General features: G+C 67.6%; 16 protein-coding genes and 2 tRNA genes. 6 read left to right on the top strand and 12 right to left on the bottom strand.

Annotated elements, in window-relative coordinates; genetic code table 11:
- Window positions 1-6: 6 nt before the first annotated feature.
- The 3 genes from AC1DN2_RS01415 to murA are packed head-to-tail and all read right to left on the bottom strand — an operon-like array spanning window position 7 to window position 3,198.
- Window positions 7-1,059 carry an NAD(P)H-dependent glycerol-3-phosphate dehydrogenase gene (locus AC1DN2_RS01415; protein WP_476848917.1) on the bottom strand — a complete coding sequence of 351 codons (1,053 nt, stop codon included), beginning with the start codon at window positions 1,057-1,059 and terminating at the stop codon, window positions 7-9.
- Window positions 1,056-1,862, bottom strand: coding sequence for a lysophospholipid acyltransferase family protein (locus tag AC1DN2_RS01410; RefSeq protein ID WP_476848916.1), 807 nt, complete (start codon window positions 1,860-1,862; stop codon window positions 1,056-1,058). Before AC1DN2_RS01410 ends, AC1DN2_RS01415 begins: the two co-directional genes overlap by 4 nt.
- A 10-nt stretch (window positions 1,863-1,872) precedes the next feature.
- On the bottom strand, window positions 1,873-3,198 hold the full coding sequence (gene murA / locus AC1DN2_RS01405; RefSeq protein WP_028278332.1) for a UDP-N-acetylglucosamine 1-carboxyvinyltransferase: 1,326 nt from the start codon (window positions 3,196-3,198) through the stop codon (window positions 1,873-1,875).
- Between the two features lie 248 nt (window positions 3,199-3,446).
- Here murA and AC1DN2_RS01400 point away from each other — a divergent pair, with 248 nt between their 5' ends.
- The 3 genes from AC1DN2_RS01400 (at window position 3,447) to AC1DN2_RS01390 (ending at window position 6,998) form a co-directional block, all read left to right on the top strand.
- On the top strand, window positions 3,447-3,965 hold the full coding sequence (locus AC1DN2_RS01400; RefSeq protein WP_476848915.1) for a GNAT family N-acetyltransferase: 519 nt from the start codon (window positions 3,447-3,449) through the stop codon (window positions 3,963-3,965).
- Window positions 3,966-4,412: 447 nt separating this feature from the next.
- Window positions 4,413-5,378 (top strand): amidohydrolase family protein, encoded by a 966-nt coding sequence (locus tag AC1DN2_RS01395; RefSeq protein ID WP_476848914.1) that lies wholly within the window; start codon window positions 4,413-4,415, stop codon window positions 5,376-5,378.
- Between the two features lie 129 nt (window positions 5,379-5,507).
- A complete protein-coding gene (locus tag AC1DN2_RS01390) occupies window positions 5,508-6,998 on the top strand; it encodes an HNH endonuclease (RefSeq protein WP_476848913.1) in 1,491 nt (496 codons plus the stop codon).
- A gap of 176 nt (window positions 6,999-7,174) precedes the next feature.
- Here the strand turns inward: AC1DN2_RS01390 and leuD are convergent, their stop codons facing one another.
- Together leuD and leuC are read right to left on the bottom strand one after the other, a co-directional pair.
- Window positions 7,175-7,777: a 3-isopropylmalate dehydratase small subunit gene (leuD, locus tag AC1DN2_RS01385; protein ID WP_018773513.1), complete on the bottom strand. Its 603-nt coding sequence runs from the start codon at window positions 7,775-7,777 to the stop codon at window positions 7,175-7,177.
- A gap of 89 nt (window positions 7,778-7,866) precedes the next feature.
- A complete protein-coding gene (gene leuC, locus AC1DN2_RS01380) occupies window positions 7,867-9,321 on the bottom strand; it encodes a 3-isopropylmalate dehydratase large subunit (RefSeq protein ID WP_223916419.1) in 1,455 nt (484 codons plus the stop codon).
- A 130-nt stretch (window positions 9,322-9,451) separates the two neighbouring features.
- On the opposite strand from leuC, the gene AC1DN2_RS01375 reads away from it, so the two are divergent.
- Both AC1DN2_RS01375 and AC1DN2_RS01370 read left to right on the top strand, forming a co-directional pair.
- On the top strand, window positions 9,452-10,171 hold the full coding sequence (locus tag AC1DN2_RS01375; RefSeq protein WP_026266447.1) for an IclR family transcriptional regulator: 720 nt from the start codon (window positions 9,452-9,454) through the stop codon (window positions 10,169-10,171).
- A gap of 13 nt (window positions 10,172-10,184) precedes the next feature.
- Window positions 10,185-10,721 (top strand): DUF1697 domain-containing protein, encoded by a 537-nt coding sequence (locus AC1DN2_RS01370; RefSeq protein ID WP_230008516.1) that lies wholly within the window; start codon window positions 10,185-10,187, stop codon window positions 10,719-10,721.
- 34 nt (window positions 10,722-10,755) lie between these two features.
- On the opposite strand, the gene AC1DN2_RS01365 is transcribed toward AC1DN2_RS01370, so the two are convergent.
- The 4 genes from AC1DN2_RS01365 to AC1DN2_RS01350 form a co-directional block, all read right to left on the bottom strand.
- Entirely contained in the window at window positions 10,756-12,408 is a 1,653-nt protein-coding gene (locus tag AC1DN2_RS01365) for a GTPase (RefSeq protein WP_476848912.1), read from the bottom strand.
- Complete coding sequence (locus AC1DN2_RS01360; protein ID WP_476849015.1) at window positions 12,405-14,177, bottom strand: dynamin family protein; 1,773 nt, start codon at window positions 14,175-14,177, stop codon at window positions 12,405-12,407. Before AC1DN2_RS01360 ends, AC1DN2_RS01365 begins: the two co-directional genes overlap by 4 nt.
- 170 nt (window positions 14,178-14,347) lie before the next feature.
- Window positions 14,348-14,420 (bottom strand) — tRNA-Glu (locus AC1DN2_RS01355).
- Window positions 14,421-14,549: 129 nt separating this feature from the next.
- Window positions 14,550-14,621: transfer RNA gene (locus AC1DN2_RS01350), tRNA-Gln, on the bottom strand.
- Between the two features lie 346 nt (window positions 14,622-14,967).
- Here AC1DN2_RS01350 and AC1DN2_RS01345 point away from each other — a divergent pair.
- Window positions 14,968-16,374: a hypothetical protein gene (locus AC1DN2_RS01345; protein WP_476848911.1), complete on the top strand. Its 1,407-nt coding sequence runs from the start codon at window positions 14,968-14,970 to the stop codon at window positions 16,372-16,374.
- A 37-nt stretch (window positions 16,375-16,411) separates the two neighbouring features.
- Here AC1DN2_RS01345 and AC1DN2_RS01340 read toward each other — a convergent pair whose 3' ends face one another.
- The 3 genes from AC1DN2_RS01340 to AC1DN2_RS01330 all read right to left on the bottom strand — a co-directional run bounded on the left by AC1DN2_RS01340 (window position 16,412) and on the right by AC1DN2_RS01330 (window position 19,550).
- Window positions 16,412-17,137, bottom strand: a complete 726-nt coding sequence (locus tag AC1DN2_RS01340; RefSeq protein ID WP_223916412.1) for an HAD family hydrolase — start codon at window positions 17,135-17,137, stop codon at window positions 16,412-16,414.
- A 1-nt stretch (window position 17,138) separates the two neighbouring features.
- Window positions 17,139-18,656, bottom strand: coding sequence for a glutamate--tRNA ligase (gene gltX, locus AC1DN2_RS01335; protein WP_476848910.1), 1,518 nt, complete (start codon window positions 18,654-18,656; stop codon window positions 17,139-17,141).
- A gap of 117 nt (window positions 18,657-18,773) precedes the next feature.
- Window positions 18,774-19,550 (bottom strand): fumarylacetoacetate hydrolase family protein, encoded by a 777-nt coding sequence (locus AC1DN2_RS01330; protein ID WP_026538927.1) that lies wholly within the window; start codon window positions 19,548-19,550, stop codon window positions 18,774-18,776.
- Window position 19,551 lies beyond the last annotated feature (1 nt).

Raw genomic sequence — 19,551 nt, 5'->3', positions numbered from 1 at the left:
ACACTCTCAGTGGTCGCCTTCGGCTTTCAGGTCCCGGGACAGCAGCAGCGGACCCAGTTCATCGACGGACAGTTTTCCGGCAAGGACTGCGACGACGGCGGCCGTGATCGGCATGTCGACGCCGAGCTTTCCGGCGAGTTCGTTGACAGCCTGGCTGGACTTGATGCCTTCAGCCGTCTGCTTCATTTCGGCAGTGACCTGGTCAAGGGTTAGCCCCTTGCCGAGCAGCCTGCCGGCGGTGTGGTTTCGGGACAGCGGGGAGGAGCAGGTCGCCACGAGATCGCCCAGGCCCGCGAGCCCGGCCATGGTCCGGGCTTCGCCGCCCAGGGCGAGGGTCAGCCGTGAGGTTTCGGCCAAGCCGCGCGTGATGACGGAGGCTTTGGTGTTGTCCCCCATCTTCTTTCCTTCGCAGATTCCCACGGCCAGGGCGATGACGTTCTTGACGATCCCGCCGATTTCGACGCCGATCACGTCGCTTGTGGTGTAGGGGCGGAAGTAGGGGGCAGTGCAACTGCGGGCGATCCAGCCTGCCGTGATCGGGTCCGTGCAGGCCACCACCGATGCGGTTGGTTCCTCCCGTGCGATCTCCATGGCCAGGTTGGGGCCGGAAACCACGGCGACCCGGTCGGCGGGCAGGTCCAGCTCCGCGCTGATGACCTCGCTCATGCGGGCATCGGTGTGGAGCTCGAGGCCCTTCATGAGGGACACCACGACGGCGCCAGGTGCAAGATGTTCTTTCCAGGCCTGCAGTTGCGGCCGCAGGGTTTGTGCCGGCACGGCCAGGATGACCAGCTCCGCGCCCGAGAGGACCTCGGATACGTCTTTCGATGCAGTGATGCTGGACGGCAGCGTGATGCCGTTCAGATACTGCTCATTGCGGTGCAGGGTGTTGATCTGGTCCACGATTTCGGGGCGCCGGCCCCAGAGGCGGATGGTTCGTTCGACCCCGGAGGCCGTGGCGGCGTCAGCAACAACCTTGGCGAAGGTTGTACCCCAGGAACCTGCCCCCAGAACGGCCACGGTGGTGGCGGATGTTGCTCGTTCAAAGTTAACCGTCATCCGGAGCTGTCCCCAATGTTCTCGTTCGATGCGCCACCCTCTTGGATGGCTTGACCTTCGGCGCCGCCCCGTTCGACGAAGCGGCCCTGTGTGGACTGGTTGTGCGCCGCCGGGTTCCAGCGTTGCGCGGGCGGTTGTTCTCCACGCAATCCCGCCAGGAGGCCGGTGATGGCGTCCATGATGGCATTCGTGGCTGCGTCGAGCGTCGCCTTGTCCAGCGGGTGGCCCTCAAACGCGCTCAGGTCCACGGGATCCCCGACCACCAGGCGGGAGGTCTTGCGGGGGAAAATGTAGAAACGTTTCGCATACCGCGGGAAGACCTCTTGGGCACCCCAGTGGGCGATGGGCACCACGGGAATACCGCTCTCCAGTGCCATCCGCGCGGCACCGGTGTGCCCTTTCATCGGCCAGAGTGCCGGGTCCCGGGTCAGGGTTCCCTCTGGGTAGATGATGATCGCCCCGCCTTCGTTCACGATCTCTTTGGCGAGTTGCAGCGAACGGTTCGCCCCCGTCGTCGAACGTTCCACCGGGATCTGCTTGGTGGAGCGCAGGACGGCGCCAAGGACCGGCACCTTGAAGAGGCCGGCCTTGGCGAGGAAATGCGGCATCCGTTTCTGGTTGTAGAGCATGTGCCCCACCACCAACGGGTCGATTTCCGTGCAGTGGTTGGGCGCGGCGATGAAGCCCCCGGCGGGGAGCTTTTCGAGGCCTTCCCACTTCTTTCCCATGAGGAGGTTCATCACGGGCCGGATGATCCCGGCGACTGTCACGAACGTGACGTGGCTCTTGGCCGATTCCTTCACGGGTCCCCCGCTACTTGGCCGAGGTGATGTCGAAATCGGCGCCGAGGCCCGCGAGCTTCTCGGTAAAGCGCTCGTAGCCGCGGTTGATGATGTCGATTCCCGTGACGCGGGAGGTGCCGGTGGCGGCCAGGGCGGCAATGAGGTGGCTGAATCCGCCGCGCAGGTCCGGGACGTCGATGTCGGTGCCCTTGAGCTGCGCCGGACCGGAGATGACGGCGGAGTGCAGGAAGTTACGCTGGCCGAAGCGGCACGGCACGCTGCCGAGGCACTCGCGGTGGACCTGGATATTGGCGCCCATGCGGATCAGTGCATCGGTGAAGCCGAACCGGTTCTCGTAGACGGTCTCGTGGACAATCGAAACGCCCTCAGCCTGGGTCAGGGCGACGATGAGCGGCTGCTGCCAGTCCGTCATGAATCCGGGGTGCACGTCTGTTTCGAGGACCAGGGGGTTGAGCTTGCCGCCGCGGTGGTAGAAGCGGATGCCGTCGTCGCCGATGTCCATGCCGCCGCCGACCTTGCGGTACGTGTTCAGGAAGGTCATCATGTCGCGCTGGGTGGCGCCTTCGACAAAGATGTCGCCGCGGGTGACCAAGGCCGCGGAAGCCCAGGAGGCGGACTCGTTGCGGTCCGAGAGTGCGCGGTGGTTGTAGCCGCCGAGGTCCCGGACGCCTTCGATGCGGATGGTGCGGTCAGTCTGGACGCTGATGATGGCGCCCATCTTCTGCAGCACCGCGATGAGGTCCACGATTTCCGGCTCGGTGGCCGCCCCGGAGAGTTCGGTGATGCCTTCGGCGCGCGTGGCGCTCAGCAGGACCTGCTCGGTGGCGCCCACGGACGGGTAGGGCAGCGCAATCTTGGCGCCCTTGAGCCCGTTGGGAGCGGAGATGTGGATGCCGCCGGGGCGCTTTTCCACGACGGCGCCGAACTGGCGCAGGACATTGAGGTGGTAATCGATCGGACGGTCGCCGATCTTGCAGCCACCCAGGTCCGGGATGAAGGCCTCGCCGATGGCATGGATCAGCGGCCCGCACAGCAGGATCGGGATGCGCGAATCGCCGGCGTGGGCGTCGATGGCCGTGCTGGAGGCCGTCTTGGCGCCCTTCGGGTCAAGCGTCAGATCGCCGGTCACGGGATCCTTGTCCACCCTGACGCCGTGCAGCTGGAGCAGGCTCGTGACAACCTCGACGTCCTTAATTTCAGGCACGTTGCGCAACACCGATGGCTCATTGCCCAAAAGGGCGGCAACCATGGCCTTGGGGACAAGATTCTTGGCCCCGCGAACGGTGACGCGGCCAGTTAGCGGGACGCCTCCGCGGATTGTCAGAACACTACTCATATACCGGTTTCCTCACGACTACTCGCCCCCAAATCCTTACAAAGGCTCCAGCTAAGCATAGGAGCATCCGTTACCGATCTGAAATACAGAGCGGTTCCAGGGGCCCCGTGTTGGCCCTTTCGGCGCGGATGCGGCGGCGCTTTCGGGCCTGCGGGCTTTGCGCAAGGTGGGCGCTGAGGGTTTGCCCGGTGCACCGAGGACCGGACCGACTCCTGAGAAAAGGAGAACCCTTCGAATACGATCGTGTAATGCCTCGCCTTATCGCTCCGGACGTCATCTATCACTCCTCCTGGCTGGAAGGATCCGCCGAATTTGACGGCGCCCACCGGGACGGCGCGGGTGCGGAGGACTGGCCACTGGAAGAACTCGAAGATGACCAGTCGTTCCGCCGCTTCGTCGATGCCCTCGTCAACGATGCCCGGCCGGAGAGCCCGAGGAAAACAGGGTACGTACCCTGCACATACCTGTGGATCGTGGACGGTGACACTTTCCTTGGCTCACTGGCCATCCGGCACGAGCTGAACGATTTCCTTCTCAATCAGGGTGGGCACATCGGCTACAGCGTGAGGCCCTCCGCACGGCGCCGCGGCCACGCAGCTGCCGCCTTGGCCAACGCCCTGCCAATTGCCAGGGAGCTGGGCATCGCCCGAATTCTCCTCACTTGCGATGAAGATAACGCCGGTTCCCGGGCCACAATCGAAAAGAACGGTGGCGTCTACGAAGACAGCCGCAACGGCAAACGCCGCTACTGGGTCGTGCCCGCCTAACCGGAAGCACAATTAGAAGGAATCTCGCTGGTGTTGTCAGTGGATTCCTGAGGCCTATGGCTAGGGGCCGAGGCACTTGGCGGTCGTAGTTCCGGGATAGGGTCTGCGCGTTTTGCTGTTGCTCATGGATTGTTCCTTTCACGTGGGCGGGGCGGCACCTGTTCATGTGTCCTTCAGCACGTTCATTTACGCGCTCTAGCCTCTGCCGTCACCTGTCACCTCGACCCCCGGACGCGCGCTGACCACGGAGAACCAGCAGGGCGACTAAGAGAACGGCTCCCAGCGCCCGCGGCGGTTGGTACACACGAGTTCGACGAGCACCCATTGACGGTCTAGCTCAGTCGCAGGCACCGTTCGGCGGTCTGCTCAGGGGTCGGATTTGCGAGTAGATTGTTCACATCCGCTGAGGGCCCGCATATAAGCGAAACGACGTGGACAAGGATCCGGATGGGCCGGCCGTACCGCATTGACACTCATCAGCACATCGTTCCGCCTGGGTATGCGCGCTGGATGCTTGAAAAGGGCATCCGCCCCGGCGGCATTGGCCTGCCGTCGTGGTCCGAGCGCTCAGCGTTGAAGTTCATGGACAGGCACGACGTGCAGACCGGCATCTTGTCCCTGTCCACTCCCGGCGTGTACTTCGGGGACGCTGCGGAAGCACGGCGGCGGGCGCGGGAGATCAACGAATACAGTGCAGAGGTGGTCGCGGCCCGGCCTGAGCGGTTCGGGTTCTTCGCGACGCTCACGCTGCCGGACGTGCAAGGCGCCCTGGCGGAGGCCCAGTACGCCCTGGACACCCTGCTCGCGGACGGGATCGTTTTGTTGGCCAACAACGCCGGCCGCTATCTGGGCGATCCTGGCTTTGAGCCTCTTCTGGAGTTCCTGCACCACCGCCGGGCCGTAGTGTTCATCCACCCCGCTGAACTGCCCGGTCCGGCGGTGCCGGGCATACCCGCCTTTGCCGCAGATTTCATGCTCGACACGACCCGCACCGCTATCAGCCTGATCCTGTCCGGTGCGATGGAAAAGTTCTCGGGAATCAGGTTCATCCTGGCCCACGCGGGCGGCTTCGTGCCTTACATCGCCTACAGGATCCTGCTGACGATGCTCAACGATAAGGACCTGGCCCTCAGCGCACTGGCGGCGCTGGGAGATAAGAAGCAGTCCATCTTGCGGCGGTTTTATTACGACGTGGCCCTATCCGCCAGCCCGGCGGCCCTGCCCAGCCTGCTCGAGGTAGCTGACCCGGGCCGCATCACATACGGAACTGACTTCCCGTTCGCACCCTCTGCGGCGATCGATTTCCTGAATATGGAGTATGAGAATTATCCGCTGGACCCATCGGTGCGCGCGGCGATAGACCGCGGCAATTCCGAGGCGCTTTTTCCCCGGCTGAGGCCTGAGCAGACTTAGTTCATATTGTGCGCGTTGCGCTCCCCGGCAGGAGGGGTTCCGGTGGAGGACGGGTGACCCCGGTGGAGCGGGCACGTACGATCCGCAGGAAAGAACCTGATTGTCAGGGGTCTCTGAAACACTGGATTCATGGACGGCAATCAGGGGCCCGAAGTGGCTCCGGCAGGACACGGCGACGCCGGCTTCGGCCGCGCCGCGGGCGATGCCGCCGGCATTCCGGGCACCGCAGAGGCGGCCGTCGCGGGCCGGCTGGCCGCCGGACCGATGGGCTTAGGCTGTCCGCCCACGGGCAGTGCCGGGATCATTGACCGGATCCGGGAACTGGAAGACTGGAAATCCGCCGCGTCCGCGGAACAGGCCCGGCTCGCCGTGGCCTTCGACCTGCTCCAACGCCGCGAACAAGCCCGGCTCGGGGTCCCGCCCGAGAAGCTCGGCGCCGGGATCGGCGCGCAGATCGCCCTGGCCCGGCACGAATCCCCCGCCAGGGGCGGCCGGCTCCTGGGCCTGGCCAAAGCCCTCGTGACCGAGATGCCGCACACCCTCACCGCCCTGGAAACCGGGCAGCTGAACGAATGGCGCGCCACCCTGCTGGTGCGTGAAACCGCGTGCCTGAGCGCCGCGGACCGGGCCGCCGTCGACGCCGACCTCGCCGCCGACGCCGGGACGTTCGCCGGGGCCGGGGACCGGTCCCTGGTCGCCGCGGCCCGGGCCGCCGCGTACCGGCGTGACCCCCGCTCCGTCACCGAACGCGCCGCGCACGCCGCCAGTGAGCGGCGTGTCAGCCTCCGCCCGGCCCCCGATGCGATGACCTGCCTGACCGCCCTGCTGCCCGTGACCGCCGGCGTCGCCGTCTACAAGGTCCTCACCGGGCACGCCGACACCCTCCGCGCCGCCGGGGACCCGAGGGTCCGCGGGCAGCTCATGGCCGATGCCCTGGTCGAACGCATCACCGGCACCCCCGGCGGGATCACCGGCGTCGAAATCCAGCTCATCATCACCGACCGCGCCCTCTTCCAGGCCGGCGCCGAACCCGCCCGGCTCCCCGGCTACGGCACCATCCCCGCCGCCTGGGCCCGGGAACGCATCGGCGCCGGGACGAACGCCGAGGACCGGAACTTCAACACCTGGCTCCGCCGGGTCTACACCCACCCCGGCACCGGCGAGCTCGTGGGGATGGACTCCCGCGCCCGGCTCTTCCCACCCGGGCACCGCCGCTTCATCCAGGCCCGCGACGACACCTGCCGCACCCCCTACTGCGACGCGCCCATCCGCCACCTGGACCACATCATTCCCTGGCACGCCGGCGGCCCGACCACCACGGACAACGCCGCCGGACTTTGCGAAGCCTGCAACCACACCAAGGAATCCCCCGGCTGGAGAGCACGCCCCAGCCCTGAAGCCGAACCCGGCAACCGCAGAAGCAGCAGGCACACCATCGAACTCACCACCCCCACCGGCCACACCTACCACTCCACCTCGCCGCCCCTGCCGGGAACACCGCTCCGGCCATCAGCCGCAGAGCAGCCAGGCTCCGAGCCCGGTTCCCGCCAGCTTCACCTGATCCGGATTCGGGCGAAGGCCCTCAAGAGCCGCAAACGCGTTGCCGTCGCGGCGGCCTAAGTGTTATGAGGGCCGTACAAAGCGCGATGAGGGCCGGACAAAACGCGAGCACCGCACAAACACGAGTGCCGCCGTCGAGTCTTACAACTCGACGGCGGCACGTCGTTGCCAGGCGCATCACTAGGCCCCGGCCCTCGGCCCAGGAGCCTAAGGTCAGGAGCCTCAGGTATGGAACTTTAGGACAACCGGGCGGGCAGCGTCTTTGGCTTGAAGGAAGGCCGGGTGGCCTCGTACGCGGTGATGTCGGGTTCGTGCTTCAGGGTCAGCCCGATGTCGTCCAGGCCCTCGAGGAGGCGCCACCGCGTGTAGTCATCAATCTCGAACGGCGCCACAATGTTGCCGCACTGCACGGTCTTGGACACGAGGTCCACCGTCACCTCGGTACCCGGGGCGTTTTCAAGTTCTTTCCAAATGAGCTCGATGTCATCCTGGGCGACTTCGGCAGCAAGCAGGCCCTGCTTGCCGGAGTTGCCGCGGAAGATGTCGGCAAAGCGGGAGGACAGGACCGTCTTGAAGCCGAAGTCCTTCAGCGCCCAGACGGCGTGCTCGCGTGAGGAGCCGGTGCCGAAGTCGGGACCGGCCACCAGAACGGATCCTGCATTGAACGGCGCCTGGTTCAGGATGAAGGACGGGTCCTTGCGCCACGCGGCGAAGAGCGCGTCCTCAAAGCCGGTGCGCGTGATGCGCTTGAGGTACACGGCGGGGATGATCTGGTCCGTGTCGACGTTGCTCTGGCGCAGCGGGACACCGATTCCGGTGTGAGTGGTGAACTTTTCCATGGCGGATCCTTCGGGACTATGTGGATCGAAACTGTATGGATCGAGGCTGTGTGGAGCGAGGCTTCGGATCTGGGCGGGAAAGGCGGAGACTACGCGGCGCCGACTCGGACCGCCGCGGACTCCGGAGCAGGGTCCAGATCCGACGGCGAACTCAGGGTGCCTCGGACTGCCGTTGCCGCAGCGACCACGGGCGAGACGAGGTGGGTGCGGCCGCCCTTGCCCTGGCGCCCCTCGAAGTTGCGGTTGGATGTGGAGGCGCAGCGCTCCCCCACCTCCAGCTGGTCCGGGTTCATGCCCAGGCACATGGAGCAGCCGGCGAAGCGCCACTCGGCCCCGAAGTCCTTGAAGACCTTGTCCAGGCCCTCGGCTTCAGCCTCGAGCCGGACGCGGGCGGAGCCGGGCACCACCAGCATGCGCACGGCCGGGTCCTTGGTCCGGCCCCGGATGATGTCGGCGGCGGCCCGGAGGTCCTCCATCCGGGAGTTCGTGCAGGAGCCCAGGAACACCGTGTCCACCCGGATGTCCTTCATCGGGGTGCCGGCCTCGAGCCCCATGTACTGCAGGGCGCGTTCGGCGGCGGCCTTGGCGTTTTCATCGCCGAAGTCATCGGGCGACGGCACCTTTGCGGACAGCGACACGCCCTGGCCCGGGTTGGTTCCCCACGTCACGAACGGTTCCAGGGTGTCGGCGTCGAGGTCCACCTCGACGTCGAACGCTGCGTCGTCGTCGGTGTGCAGCGTGTTCCAGTATTCGACGGCGGCATCCCAGTCGGCGCCCTCGGGCGCATGCGGGCGGCCGTGCATGTAGTCGTACGTGGTCTGGTCCGGAGCCACCAGCCCGGCGCGGGCGCCGGCCTCGATGGACATGTTGCAGATGGTCATCCGGGCTTCCATGGACAGCGCACGGATGGCGGAGCCGCGGTATTCCAGCACGTAGCCCTGCCCGCCGCCGGTGCCGATCTTGGCGATGACGGCCAGGATGATGTCCTTGGCGCTCACGCCGGGGCGCAGCGTGCCCTCAACATTGATCGCCATGGTCTTGAACGGCTTCAGGGACAGCGTCTGGGTGGCCATGACGTGCTCCACCTCGGAGGTGCCGATGCCCATGGCGAGCGCTCCGAAGGCGCCGTGGGTTGAGGTGTGCGAGTCACCGCAGACCACGGTCATGCCGGGCTGTGTGAGGCCCAGCTGGGGGCCCACCACGTGCACGATTCCCTGTTCGGCGTCGCCGAGGGAGTGCAGGCGGACGCCAAACTCCTGGCAGTTGTTGCGCAGGGTCTGGATCTGGGTCCGGCTGGTGAGATCGGCAATTGGCTTGTCGATATCCAGCGTGGGAGTGTTGTGGTCCTCGGTGGCGATGGTGAGGTCCGGGCGGCGCAGCTTGCGGCCGGCGAGCCGCAGACCTTCAAAGGCCTGCGGCGACGTCACCTCGTGCACCAGGTGGAGGTCAATGAAGAGGAGATCCGGCTGGGCGTTGGCTCCTTCGCCGTCCCCCTTGCGCACAACGTGCGCGTCCCAGACCTTCTCGGCCAGTGTCTTTGCCACGGCCTGCTCCCTTCACTGCGGTAAGTATTGTGCGTTCCGACGGACTATCTCCTCCACTGAACCAGCACAGCCAAGTAATACGCCAGCGCGTTGACTTGCATCTCAGATAATGAGACGTCAATATCATTACATGGACAATTCTAGTGGAGTCGGTGTCATCGATAAAGCGGCCCATGTGCTTGACGCACTTGAGGCCGGCCCCACCACCCTGGCGCAGCTCGTGGCGGCCACGGGACTGGCCCGGCCCACCGTGCACCGGCTGGCTCTCGCGCTGGTGCACCACAGGCTCGTGAGCCGCGATATCCAGGGCCGCTTCGTGCTCGGGAGCCGTCTGGTGGAACTGGCCTCCGCCGCCGGCGAGGACCGCCTCATCGCCTCCGCCGGCCCCGTGCTCATGCAGCTGCGCGACGCCACCGGCGAAAGCGCCCAGATCTTCCGCCGCCAGGGTGACTGGCGCGTCTGCGTGGCCTCCGCCGAACGCCCGATCGGGCTGCGCGACACCATCCCCGTCGGCACCCAGCTGTCCATGAAGGCCGGCTCCGCCGCCCAGGTGCTGCTGGCGTGGGAGGACCACGACCGCCTCTTGGAAGGCCTCCAGTCCGCCCGCTTCACCCCCACCGTCCTGGCCGGAGTACGACGCCGGGGCTGGGGCCAGAGCCTCGGCGAACGCGAGCCCGGTGTCGCCTCCGTTTCGGCCCCCGTCCGCGGGCCGTCCGGCCGCGTGATTGCCGCGGTGTCCATCTCCGGCCCGATCGAGCGCCTGACCCGCCAACCGGGGCGCCTGCACGCCGAAGTCGTCTGCAACGCCGGCCGTGTCCTGACGGAAGCGCTGCGCAAGACCAACGACTAAGTATGCTGTGCCCATGAACAGCTATGCGGTCTTCCTGCGGGGCATCAACGTGGGCGGCATCAATATCAAGATGGCCGATCTCAAGAACGCCCTGAAGTCCCGGCCATTTTCGGGTGTCGTGACCCTGTTGGCCAGCGGCAACGTCGTGCTGGCCAGCGAGCTGGATCCGGCCGGCGTCAAAAAGGAATTCGAGGCGTGCCTGCGGGAAACCTTCGGCTACGACGCCTGGGTGGTGGTGCTCACCGCGGGCCGTGTGGCAGCCCTGGTGGAGGCCTGCCCCTACCCGGCCGACGACGCGTCCACCCATACGTACCTGACGCTCGCCTCTGACGAAGAGGTCCTCTCGGAGCTGCTCGAGGCAGGCAGGGCCTTGGACGGGGCCGAGCTCACCCGGCTGGGCCCGGAAGCCCTGGCCTGGCTCGCCCCCGCCGGCGGCACTCTGGACAGCCCTTTCAGCAAGCTCTCCTCGAAGGCGAAGTACAAGGCTGCCACCACCACACGCAACCTCCGCACCATGATCAAGGTCCGCGACGCCGCGGCCGGGATTTAGGCAGGCCGCATCCGGCCGGACCCGCACGGACGGCTCACTGCCGACCCGCGGCGGCCTTCAGCGCGGCCGTGAACTTCGCCAGGCGGCTGAGCTCACGTTCCACGGGCGCCACGACGAGTTCCCCCGCGACGGCGGCGACGGCGGCTGTCAGTCGCTTCCGTGCCACGGCACTGCGTGACGCTGCCGCGGCTCCGGAGATGAACCGCGCCCCAATCGCCAGGACGATGCCCAGCAGCACTCCCCCGGCGATCATCACCGTAGGAACCGGCCAGCCCTGGACCCGTGGGACCTCTGGCACCGGCAGTTGCAGGTAGCCGAGCGCAGCCAGGACTCCCAGCCACGCGAACCCGGCCAGGGCCGTCACCAAGGCGAGCCACTGAACCGCGTTGAACCCACCCCACCACCAGGACTTCCTGCCAGCGGACAACTCTGTGGAGGCAATTGCCTGGTCCAGTGCATCCGGCAGCCGGTCGTTTCCTTCCCGGGCGGCGCCGCGGATGGCCGCCCGCCACGGGCCAGGGGCACCGGCGGACGCCGCCTCAGCGAATTCCCGGACGGCGGCATCGGTCCGCGCCTGTTCCGGCGCCCCGGCAGGCGGCAGCGAGGTCCGGTTCAGCTCAGGCTTGGCGCCCTCGCGGCGCAAGTTCAGACGCCGCAGCGGATCCGGCCGGAATCTGGCCAGCCAGCGGGTCACCGGCCAGCCCGTGCGCCGGGTTGCCTCCAGCCGGTAGGACCGGGCGACGGCGTCGACCACCAACGGCACATTGGCGGCCACAGCCAACTCCCCCGCCAGCCGGGCCTTGGCCGCCGCCGTCGCACCGGCGGCCGTCCCGCCACCAGCGGCCGTCGTGCCACCCATGGGCAGGCCGGACGCCTCGGCCAGCCGGGCGGCGGCCAGCGTGACATCTGCCGCAAGTCGCTGTGACATCGCTTTACGCTGCATCGCCACCTGCCGGATCGCGGCCCGCACCTTGTCCACCCCCGTCCCCAGCACAGCGGAAGCCCCGAGGACCTGAACTTTGCCCAGCCCGTCCCGCGCCAGGATAGCTGTGAGGGATTCCAGGACCGGCCGGACCTCGTGCTCCGGGAGCCTGTCGATCTGGTTGAGCACCACGATCGTCACGGCCCCGTGCGAGGACAGAGGTGCCAGGAAATCGTTGTGCACGGCGGCGTCGGCATATTTCTGCGGATCGAGGACCCAGACGAGGACGTCCACCAGGCCCACCATCCGCTGCACAATCTCACGGTTGGCGGCCCTGGTCGAGTCAAAGTCCGGCAGGTCCAGAAGGATCAGCCCGGTGTCGTCGTCGGCGAACCCTTTGATCGGTGCCGCAGCGTGGCGCTTTCGGACCTCCAGCCAATCCAGCAGCGCATCGCTGCCCTGGACGCCCCAAATGCCCGCCAGCGGCTCGGTGGTGGTCGGCCTGCGCACGGCCGCCGTCGCGATCTCCTCGCCGCTTACGGCATTGAAAAGCGAGGACTTGCCGCTGCCGGTGGCTCCAAAAAACCCGACCACCGTGTGGTCTCCGGACAGCGACCGCCGCGAACTCGCGCGGTCGAGCACCTGCAGGACACCGGCCAGGATCTCCTCCGGGAGGACTCCGGATGCGAGCTCCGTGGCGCTGTTGAGCGCTTCCAGCCTGCGATCGAGCTGGGACGTCTCGCGGGCGGCCGCATGACGGCTCATGACGTGGCCGCCAGCCGGCGCAGTGCCGCCGCATGCCCGGCAATGGCTGAGGGCGGCACGCCGCCGTCGACCTCCAGCCGGGTCAAGAACCGCCGGCACTCCGCAGCCAGCAGGCCCTGGCACCGCAGATGCAGGTCTTCGCGCGCGGTCCGGGCCAGCCGGCGGACGGCGTCCTCCCCGAATACTGCCTCCAGGAGGCGCTGACCCACGACGGCGGTGCCGCCGGCAACTCCGATCTCAAGCCCGGTCAGGCCCGCGGTCATGGAGAACACCACAATCATCAAGGCAGCGCCGAGGCCGTTGATTCCGAAGGACAACCAGCGGGCCTGGGTGCGCTTGCCCTGGCCTTCGGTGCGGATGAGTTCCATCAGGCTCCCCTGCCAAGCGCGGATTTCGGCCGCCACAGCATCCGCGAAGCCCTCGGAGGCACCGGAAAGATCGTCGGTGCCCAGCACCTGCCTTCCGGCGGGGTCTGAACGCCACCGCTGGTCGGTGTGCTCGGCGGCCTTGGCGGCTTGATCGACAATGACCGCCTGCAGTCCCGTTTCGATCGCGGTTTCCACCCTGACCGCAGGCGCCGGTTCACCCCGGACGAACGCGCCCACGCGGTCACGGAAGCGTCCGATGTTCTGTTCCATGGCGCGGAAGAACTCCCCGGTCCCGACGAAGTCCTGCCAGCGCGCCAGCACTTCGCCGCGCAGCAGTGCGCCGTCGCGGGTGGCCTCGAGGATCCTGGCTACGGCGTCGTCATAGGCGTTGCGGGCGTCGGCTGCGAGAACATCGGCTGCGTGCTGCTGTTCGGACAGCGCCCGCTCCGCCACGTCGGCGCGGTGGGCGAGGGCGAGGAGGGTGCCGTTGAGGGTGCGCCGGGCGATTCCGGCCCGTCCCGCGGCGTCCCCGGCCAGCTTTCCGAGCCAAACGCGCAGCGGCTCGACGGCCTCTGCCGGAAGCATCCCCGCGGCATCCAGCCGCAGCTCCGGAACCACAAACAGTTTGGCGGCCCCCAGCCCTTCCCGGCTGAGCATGGCCTGCAGATGGGCGCTAACCTCCGCTTCCGCCGCCGGCGGCACCCGGTCCAGGACCACGGCCACCATGATGTCGCGGGAGGCCGCATCCAGGAGCAGGCGCCAGGGCACGGCGTCGGCATACCGGTTGGCTGTGGTGACAAACACCCAGAGGTCTGCGGCGGCAAGCAACTGCCCGGCCAGCTGCCGGTTGTTCTCGGAAATGGAGTCGACGTCGGGCGCGTCGACCAGGGCGATTCCGGGCGGGACGGCGGAGTCGGAGACCAGGAGCAGGGAGGTCACCGGGCCGGGATCCAACGCCGCATCAGCCGGGGCCGGCGCCCGGCCGTCCACGAGGGCACCCCGGATGCGGCCCAGGGCCGGCAGCACCCGCTGGCCCTCAAACCAGGCGGCGTCGGCGGGATGGTGCAGCAGGATGGGCTGGCGGGTGGTGGGGCGGATCGCACCGGCCCGCGTGACGGGGTGGCCCACCAGGGCGTTGACCAGGGTGGATTTTCCGGCCCCGGTGGAACCGCCCACCACGGCCAGCAGGGGCGCGTCGAGGCTGCGGTACCGGGGCAGGATGTAGTCATCGAGTTGAGCCACGGCCCTTCGAAGGTCCAGGCGGGTTTGGTCCGTCCCGGGCAGGGCGAGCGGCAGCCGGAGGGCCGCGAGGTCCTGCCGCACTGACTCCAGGAGGGCCACGCCGGTTGCGGCCCCGGGGCCGGTTTCATGGGAGCTCACTGCATCATCATGCCAGTTCAGAACGTGGTTCCTGCGGGGGCGCCGCTGCGCGGAACCAAAGCGCCATGCGCAGCGCCTAGCGGGACTCGGAGCGCCCGGCAATACGCCGGCGGACGAGTCTCGCCTGGAAGCCCAGCCATCGGGGGAAACGAAAAACGGCCCCGGGCTGATGCCCGGGACCGTTTTCATTGTGACCCCAGCGGGATTCGAACCCGCGTTACCGCCGTGAGAGGGCAGCGTACTAGGCCGCTATACGATGGGGCCGCGTACTTCCTGAACAGCATTTCTGCCATTCAAGCCAAATGATTGTTTCATACATTTGGCCGCCGTTTCAAATCGGACCAGCCGATTCAAAACTTCCGAATTTCAGCGGAAACCCGCGGAACTTCAGAGCTGGGATACCAGGACTCGAACCTAGAATGACGGTACCAGAAACCGTAGTGTTGCCAATTACACCATATCCCAAGGGCACTATCGCTCCGGATGTTTGGGCCTAAACCCTCGCTCCCGGCGCCTCAGCACGAGTAATTACTTTACCCGAGAGTTTTCACTTCCACAAATCGGGCGTACGGCGGCGGGATCGGGCCGCCGGGGCGGGCCGCGCGCGGCGTCGATGGCCGCAATACCCGCGCCAGCCCTTGCCAATCCGACGGAAACACGTTTACGCTCGGTAAGTTACCAACGAGTAACCACCCCCCCCCCCACTCCGTTGCGGGCAGCTTTGCGCTCATTTTCCGGTGTTAGCTGCGTCACAGCTGCTGGGGTGGCCGACAGCAGAGCCGCTGCCGGCGGGAACGTCGAGAGGAATCATGTGCCACAGAGTCGTGCCGCTATCAGCAAGACCCGGACCCGTGCGCAGCAAATCGCCATCGCCACCCTGGCATTGCTGCTCATGGCCCTGCTGGGGTTCTATACCCTCGTCACGGGCCGCATCACGGACGGTTCGGCCAAGCTCAAGGACGGGGCCGCGCAGGCGTCCGCCGGAGCCGGCCAGCTGGACGACGGCGCCGGGAAACTCGCCAACGGCGCCAGCCTGGCCGATACCGGGGCCGGAAAACTTTCCGCGGGGGCGGAAAAGATCTCCTCGGGCATCAGCACCCAGCTGGCACCCGGGGCGGACAAGCTCCAGGCCGGTGCCGGCCAGTTGGCCGAAGGTGCCGTCAAGATCGAAGCCGACGTCACCAGCAAGCTGGCCCCCGGCGTCTACAAAGTCGACGACGGTGCGCAGAAGCTCGCGGCGGGGGCCGTGCAGCTTTCGGCCGCGCTGACGCCGACGCCGGCGGGCAACGCAGAGAACAACCTCGCCGACGGGGCCACCCGGCTCGACGGCGGCGCTGCCCGGCTGGCCGGCGGCGCTGCCCGGCTGGCCGGCGGCACCGCAGCGCTGGCAGGCGGCACGGACCAGCTCAAGGGCTACCGCGGCGCCAACGGCAATCCGGAGGTCGGAACCGGGACCGCGGCCCTGGCTCAGGCGCTGGAACTGCTGGAGGCGGCGGCGGATGACCCGGTCAAGGGGCTCGTTCCGCTTTCGGTGGTGAAGGACAAGATCGCCAAGATCACCGCGGGCGCGCGCAAGCTCGACGTCGGTGCCAGCCAGCTGCAGGCCGGCGCGCAGCGGCTGCAGGACGGCGCGGGCCAGCTGAACGCAGGAACGGGCAAGCTCAAGGCCGGATTCGCGACGCTGGCCGGGAAGCTCAACAGCCAGGACCCCGGCAGCCCGGGCGTGGTGCTTGGCACCCGGCTTCTGGCCGACGGCACGTCCAAGATCCGGGTCGGGATGGACGGGGTCCCCGGCGACCCCGAGCACCCGGGCCTGCTCAAGGCCGCCGCCCGGATGACCGAGGGCAGCTCTCGCCTGGCCGACGGAACCGTGGCCCTGAACGCCGGGATCAAGGGCAATCCGGCCGATCCTGCCAACCCCGGCCTGCTGGGCGGCTCCCAGGCCCTGGCTTCCGGGGCCTCAGAACTCTCGGCCGGCAGCACCAAGCTGGCGTCCGGCTCCTCGAAGCTGGCCACGGGGGCGGATAAGCTCGCGGACGGCAACGCCCGGATTGCCGATGGCACCGGCACGCTGTATTCCGGAGCTGCCGCGGTGTCGCCCACCAGCTTGCTCCGGCAGTCCGACGCCGCCACGGCACTGGGACTCGTCGCGGTGCTGGCCCTTGGCGCCGTTGGCGCCTTCCTGGCGCTGCGGAAGAGGCAGGCCGGACCACGGTAACTTCCGGTGCCGGTTGCAGCGCCGGTTGCGGCGCCCGTTACAGCGGGGGTTGCGCCAGCAGGTCCAGCAGGGAGCCGACCTCGCGGCCCAAGAAGCCCGGGGCCGGTTCCCCGCCGCGGTTCAGCCAGACGCCGAGGAGGCCGGCCGCCGTCGAACCTTCCGCATCGAGCAGCCGGTTGTCACCGACGTACAGCGTTTGGCCGGGACCCGTACCGATCCGCCGGACACCCTCCAGGTAGATCGCCGGGTCCGGCTTTGCGGCGCCAACGGTGTCGGTGCCAACCAGAACGGTAATCCGTTCCAGCCCGGCCGCATCCAGCTTCACGCGCTGATAGTCGTGGACGTTGTTGCTCACGGCGCCGTAGGGAATGCCGGCCGCGTCCAGGGCGTCCAGCAGGGGCCCGACGTCGTCGAACGCCCGGATGTAGCCGTGCTGGCGGCTCGCGTAGGAACTCACCCAGTGGTGGGCCTGTTCGCCGTCGGCAAGTTCGACGCCGAAGTACCCCAGCGCCGCCCGGCCGCGGAGCAGGCGCTGTTCATTGAACGTGATCTCGCCGGCCAGGTAGCGGTCGTAGAAATGGGTGGTCTCGCGGGTGAAGATCCGCCCGAACCTCTCCCACCCGGCCTCGTCCAGGCCGGGCAGGAGGTGCTCGCTGACGTCGCGGAGGGCCGCCGTCATGGCGAATTCGAGGTCCACGAGGGTGTCATCGATGTCGAACAGAACCCCCTGGACAGCGCCGCCGCCCAGGCCCGCTGCCAGCATGTCAGCCGCGGAAAGCGCGCAGGCGGGCCAGGGAGGAATCCTTGCCCAGGATGACCATGGACTCGAACAGCGGCGGGGAGATCCGCCGGCCCGAGACAGCCGTGCGGACCGGGCCGAACGCCAGGCGCGGCTTGACGCCGAGGCCTTCCACGAGGGCTTCCTTCAGGGCGGCCTGGATGTTCTCGGCCGTCCAGTCGACAACGGGCTCCAGGGCGGCCAGGGCAGCGTCGAGCACCTCGGTGAGGTTCTCCGGCAGGCCCTTGCGGGCGTCATCGGCGACGTCGATGGCGTCGTCGGCTTTGAACAGGAACGCGACCATTTCGGGGGCCTCGCCCAGCAGCGAGATGCGCTCCTGGATCAGCGGTGCGGCCTCGGCCAGGATCTCCTCATCGCGGTCCGTGAGGCTCTCCCCCACGAAGCCGGCGGCCTGCAGGTAGGGCACCAGGCGGCCGCGGAAGTCCTCGGCGCCGAGCATGCGGATGTGGGTGCCGTTGATGGCTTCGGCCTTCTTGATGTCGAAGCGTGCCGGGTTGGCCAGCACGTCGTTGACGTCGAAGTGCTCGATCAGCTGGTCGACGGTGAAGATGTCCTCGTCGGCGGAGAGGCTCCAGCCGAGCAGGGACAGGTAGTTCAGCAGGCCCTCGGGGATGAAGCCGCGGTCCCGGAGCAGGAACAGGTTGGACTGGGGGTCGCGCTTGGAGAGCTTCTTGTTGCCCTCGCCCATGACGTACGGCAGGTGGCCGAAGACCGGCATGTAGCTGGCGACGCCGATGTCCATCAGCGCCTGGATCAGCACCACCTGACGGGGCGTGGAGGAGAGCAGGTCCTCGCCGCGGAGCACGTGGGTGATGCCCATGAGGGCGTCGTCCACGGGGTTGACCAGGGTGTAGAGCGGGGAGCCGTCGGCGCGGACAATGACGTAGTCCGGGATGCTTCCGGCCTTGAAGGTGATCTCGCCGCGGACCATGTCCGTGAACGTGACGTCCTCGTCGGGCATCCGCACGCGCAGCACAGGCTGGCGGCCCTCGGCCTTGAACGCGGCGAGCTGGTCCTCGGAGAGTTCGCGGTCGAAGTTGTCGTAGCCGAGCTTCGGGTCGCGGCCGGCGGCGCGGTGGCGGGCTTCAACTTCTTCCGGCGAGGAGTAGCACTCGTAGGCGTAACCGGCGTCGATCAGCTTGGCCACGACGTCCTTGTAGAGGTCCAGGCGCTGCGACTGGCGGTAGGGCTCGTGCGGGCCGCCGACTTCCACGCCCTCTTCCCAGGTGATGCCGAGCCATTTGAGGGCCTCGAGCAGCTGCTGGTAGCTCTCCTCCGAGTCGCGGGCCGCGTCCGTGTCCTCGATCCGGAACACAAAGGTGCCCTTCGTGTGCCGGGCGTGGGCCCAGTTGAACAGGGCGGTGCGGATCAGGCCGACGTGCGGGGTCCCCGTGGGTGACGGGCAGAACCGGACACGGACCGGGGTGTCAGCGGTGACTTCACCGGTGGAGGCAGCAAGGGCGGAGCTGGGAACAGTAGTCATAGTGGTACCAACATTACCAATCTCTACAACCGCCACTTGTCCGGATTTCCGCTGCGGAAACGGACAGCCGCCCCGTGGATCCACGGGGCGGCTGTCTGAAATCGGCGCGAAGAACCGTTAGCGGCGGACCACCGGGTTGGAGAGCCTTCCGATGCCCTCGATCTCGACCTCGTAGCGGTCGCCTGCCTGCACGGCGCCGACGCCGGCCGGGGTACCGGTCATGATGACGTCGCCGGGCAGCAGGGTGAAGGCCTGCGAGACGATGGAGACGAGCTCCCGGACGCCGCGGATCATCTGGTTGGTGCTGCCGTCCTGGCGCAGTTCGCCATTGAGCCGGCCCTGGATCTGCAGGTCCTCGGTGTCGAGCTCGGTCTCGATCCACGGCCCGAGCGGGGCCGAGGTGTCGAAGCCCTTGGCCCGGGCCCACTGCAGGTCCGTCTTCTGGACGTCGCGGGCGGTGAGGTCGTTGCCGCAGGTGTAGCCGAAGATCACGTCATCCACCCGGTCCTCGGGCACGTCCTTGCAGATCCGGCCAATGACGACGCACAGTTCGGCCTCGAAGGAGACGTCCTCGGAGAACTCCGGCAGGACAATGGGATCGTTGGGCCCGATCACGGACGTGTTGGGCTTGAGGAACAGCAGGGGCTGTGCCGGGACCTCGTTGCCGAGTTCCCGGGCGTGCTCCGCGAAGTTGCGGCCAACCCCGATCACCTTGCTGCGCGGGATGATCGGCGCCAGCAGGCGGACGTCCTCCAGCTTGTGCTTCATGGGGGTTCGTTCCACGCCGTGGAAGAAGGGGTCGCCCTTGATGACAGTGACTTCCTCACTGCCGGGCTCACCTTCCACGATGCCGTAGAGGGGATCAGAATCGACTACAAACCGGGCGATACGCATG

It is taken from the genome of Arthrobacter sp. 01L42 (assembly GCF_056400005.1).
Note: the sequence above shows the minus strand (reverse complement) of the source record. Positions and strands in the feature narration are given on the sequence as shown.

Coding starts and splice junctions, on each gene's coding strand:
- AC1DN2_RS01375 (WP_026266447.1), top strand. CDS start 9,452: ATGGACAATTCTAGTGGAGTCGGTGTCATCGATAAAGCGGCCCATGTG.
- AC1DN2_RS01415 (WP_476848917.1), bottom strand. CDS start 1,059: ATGACGGTTAACTTTGAACGAGCAACATCCGCCACCACCGTGGCCGTT.
- AC1DN2_RS01390 (WP_476848913.1), top strand. CDS start 5,508: ATGGACGGCAATCAGGGGCCCGAAGTGGCTCCGGCAGGACACGGCGAC.
- AC1DN2_RS01330 (WP_026538927.1), bottom strand. CDS start 19,550: ATGCGTATCGCCCGGTTTGTAGTCGATTCTGATCCCCTCTACGGCATC.
- AC1DN2_RS01400 (WP_476848915.1), top strand. CDS start 3,447: ATGCCTCGCCTTATCGCTCCGGACGTCATCTATCACTCCTCCTGGCTG.
- leuD (WP_018773513.1), bottom strand. CDS start 7,777: ATGGAAAAGTTCACCACTCACACCGGAATCGGTGTCCCGCTGCGCCAG.
- murA (WP_028278332.1), bottom strand. CDS start 3,198: ATGAGTAGTGTTCTGACAATCCGCGGAGGCGTCCCGCTAACTGGCCGC.
- AC1DN2_RS01395 (WP_476848914.1), top strand. CDS start 4,413: ATGGGCCGGCCGTACCGCATTGACACTCATCAGCACATCGTTCCGCCT.
- gltX (WP_476848910.1), bottom strand. CDS start 18,656: ATGACTACTGTTCCCAGCTCCGCCCTTGCTGCCTCCACCGGTGAAGTC.
- AC1DN2_RS01370 (WP_230008516.1), top strand. CDS start 10,185: ATGAACAGCTATGCGGTCTTCCTGCGGGGCATCAACGTGGGCGGCATC.
- AC1DN2_RS01365 (WP_476848912.1), bottom strand. CDS start 12,408: ATGAGCCGTCATGCGGCCGCCCGCGAGACGTCCCAGCTCGATCGCAGG.
- AC1DN2_RS01340 (WP_223916412.1), bottom strand. CDS start 17,137: ATGCTGGCAGCGGGCCTGGGCGGCGGCGCTGTCCAGGGGGTTCTGTTC.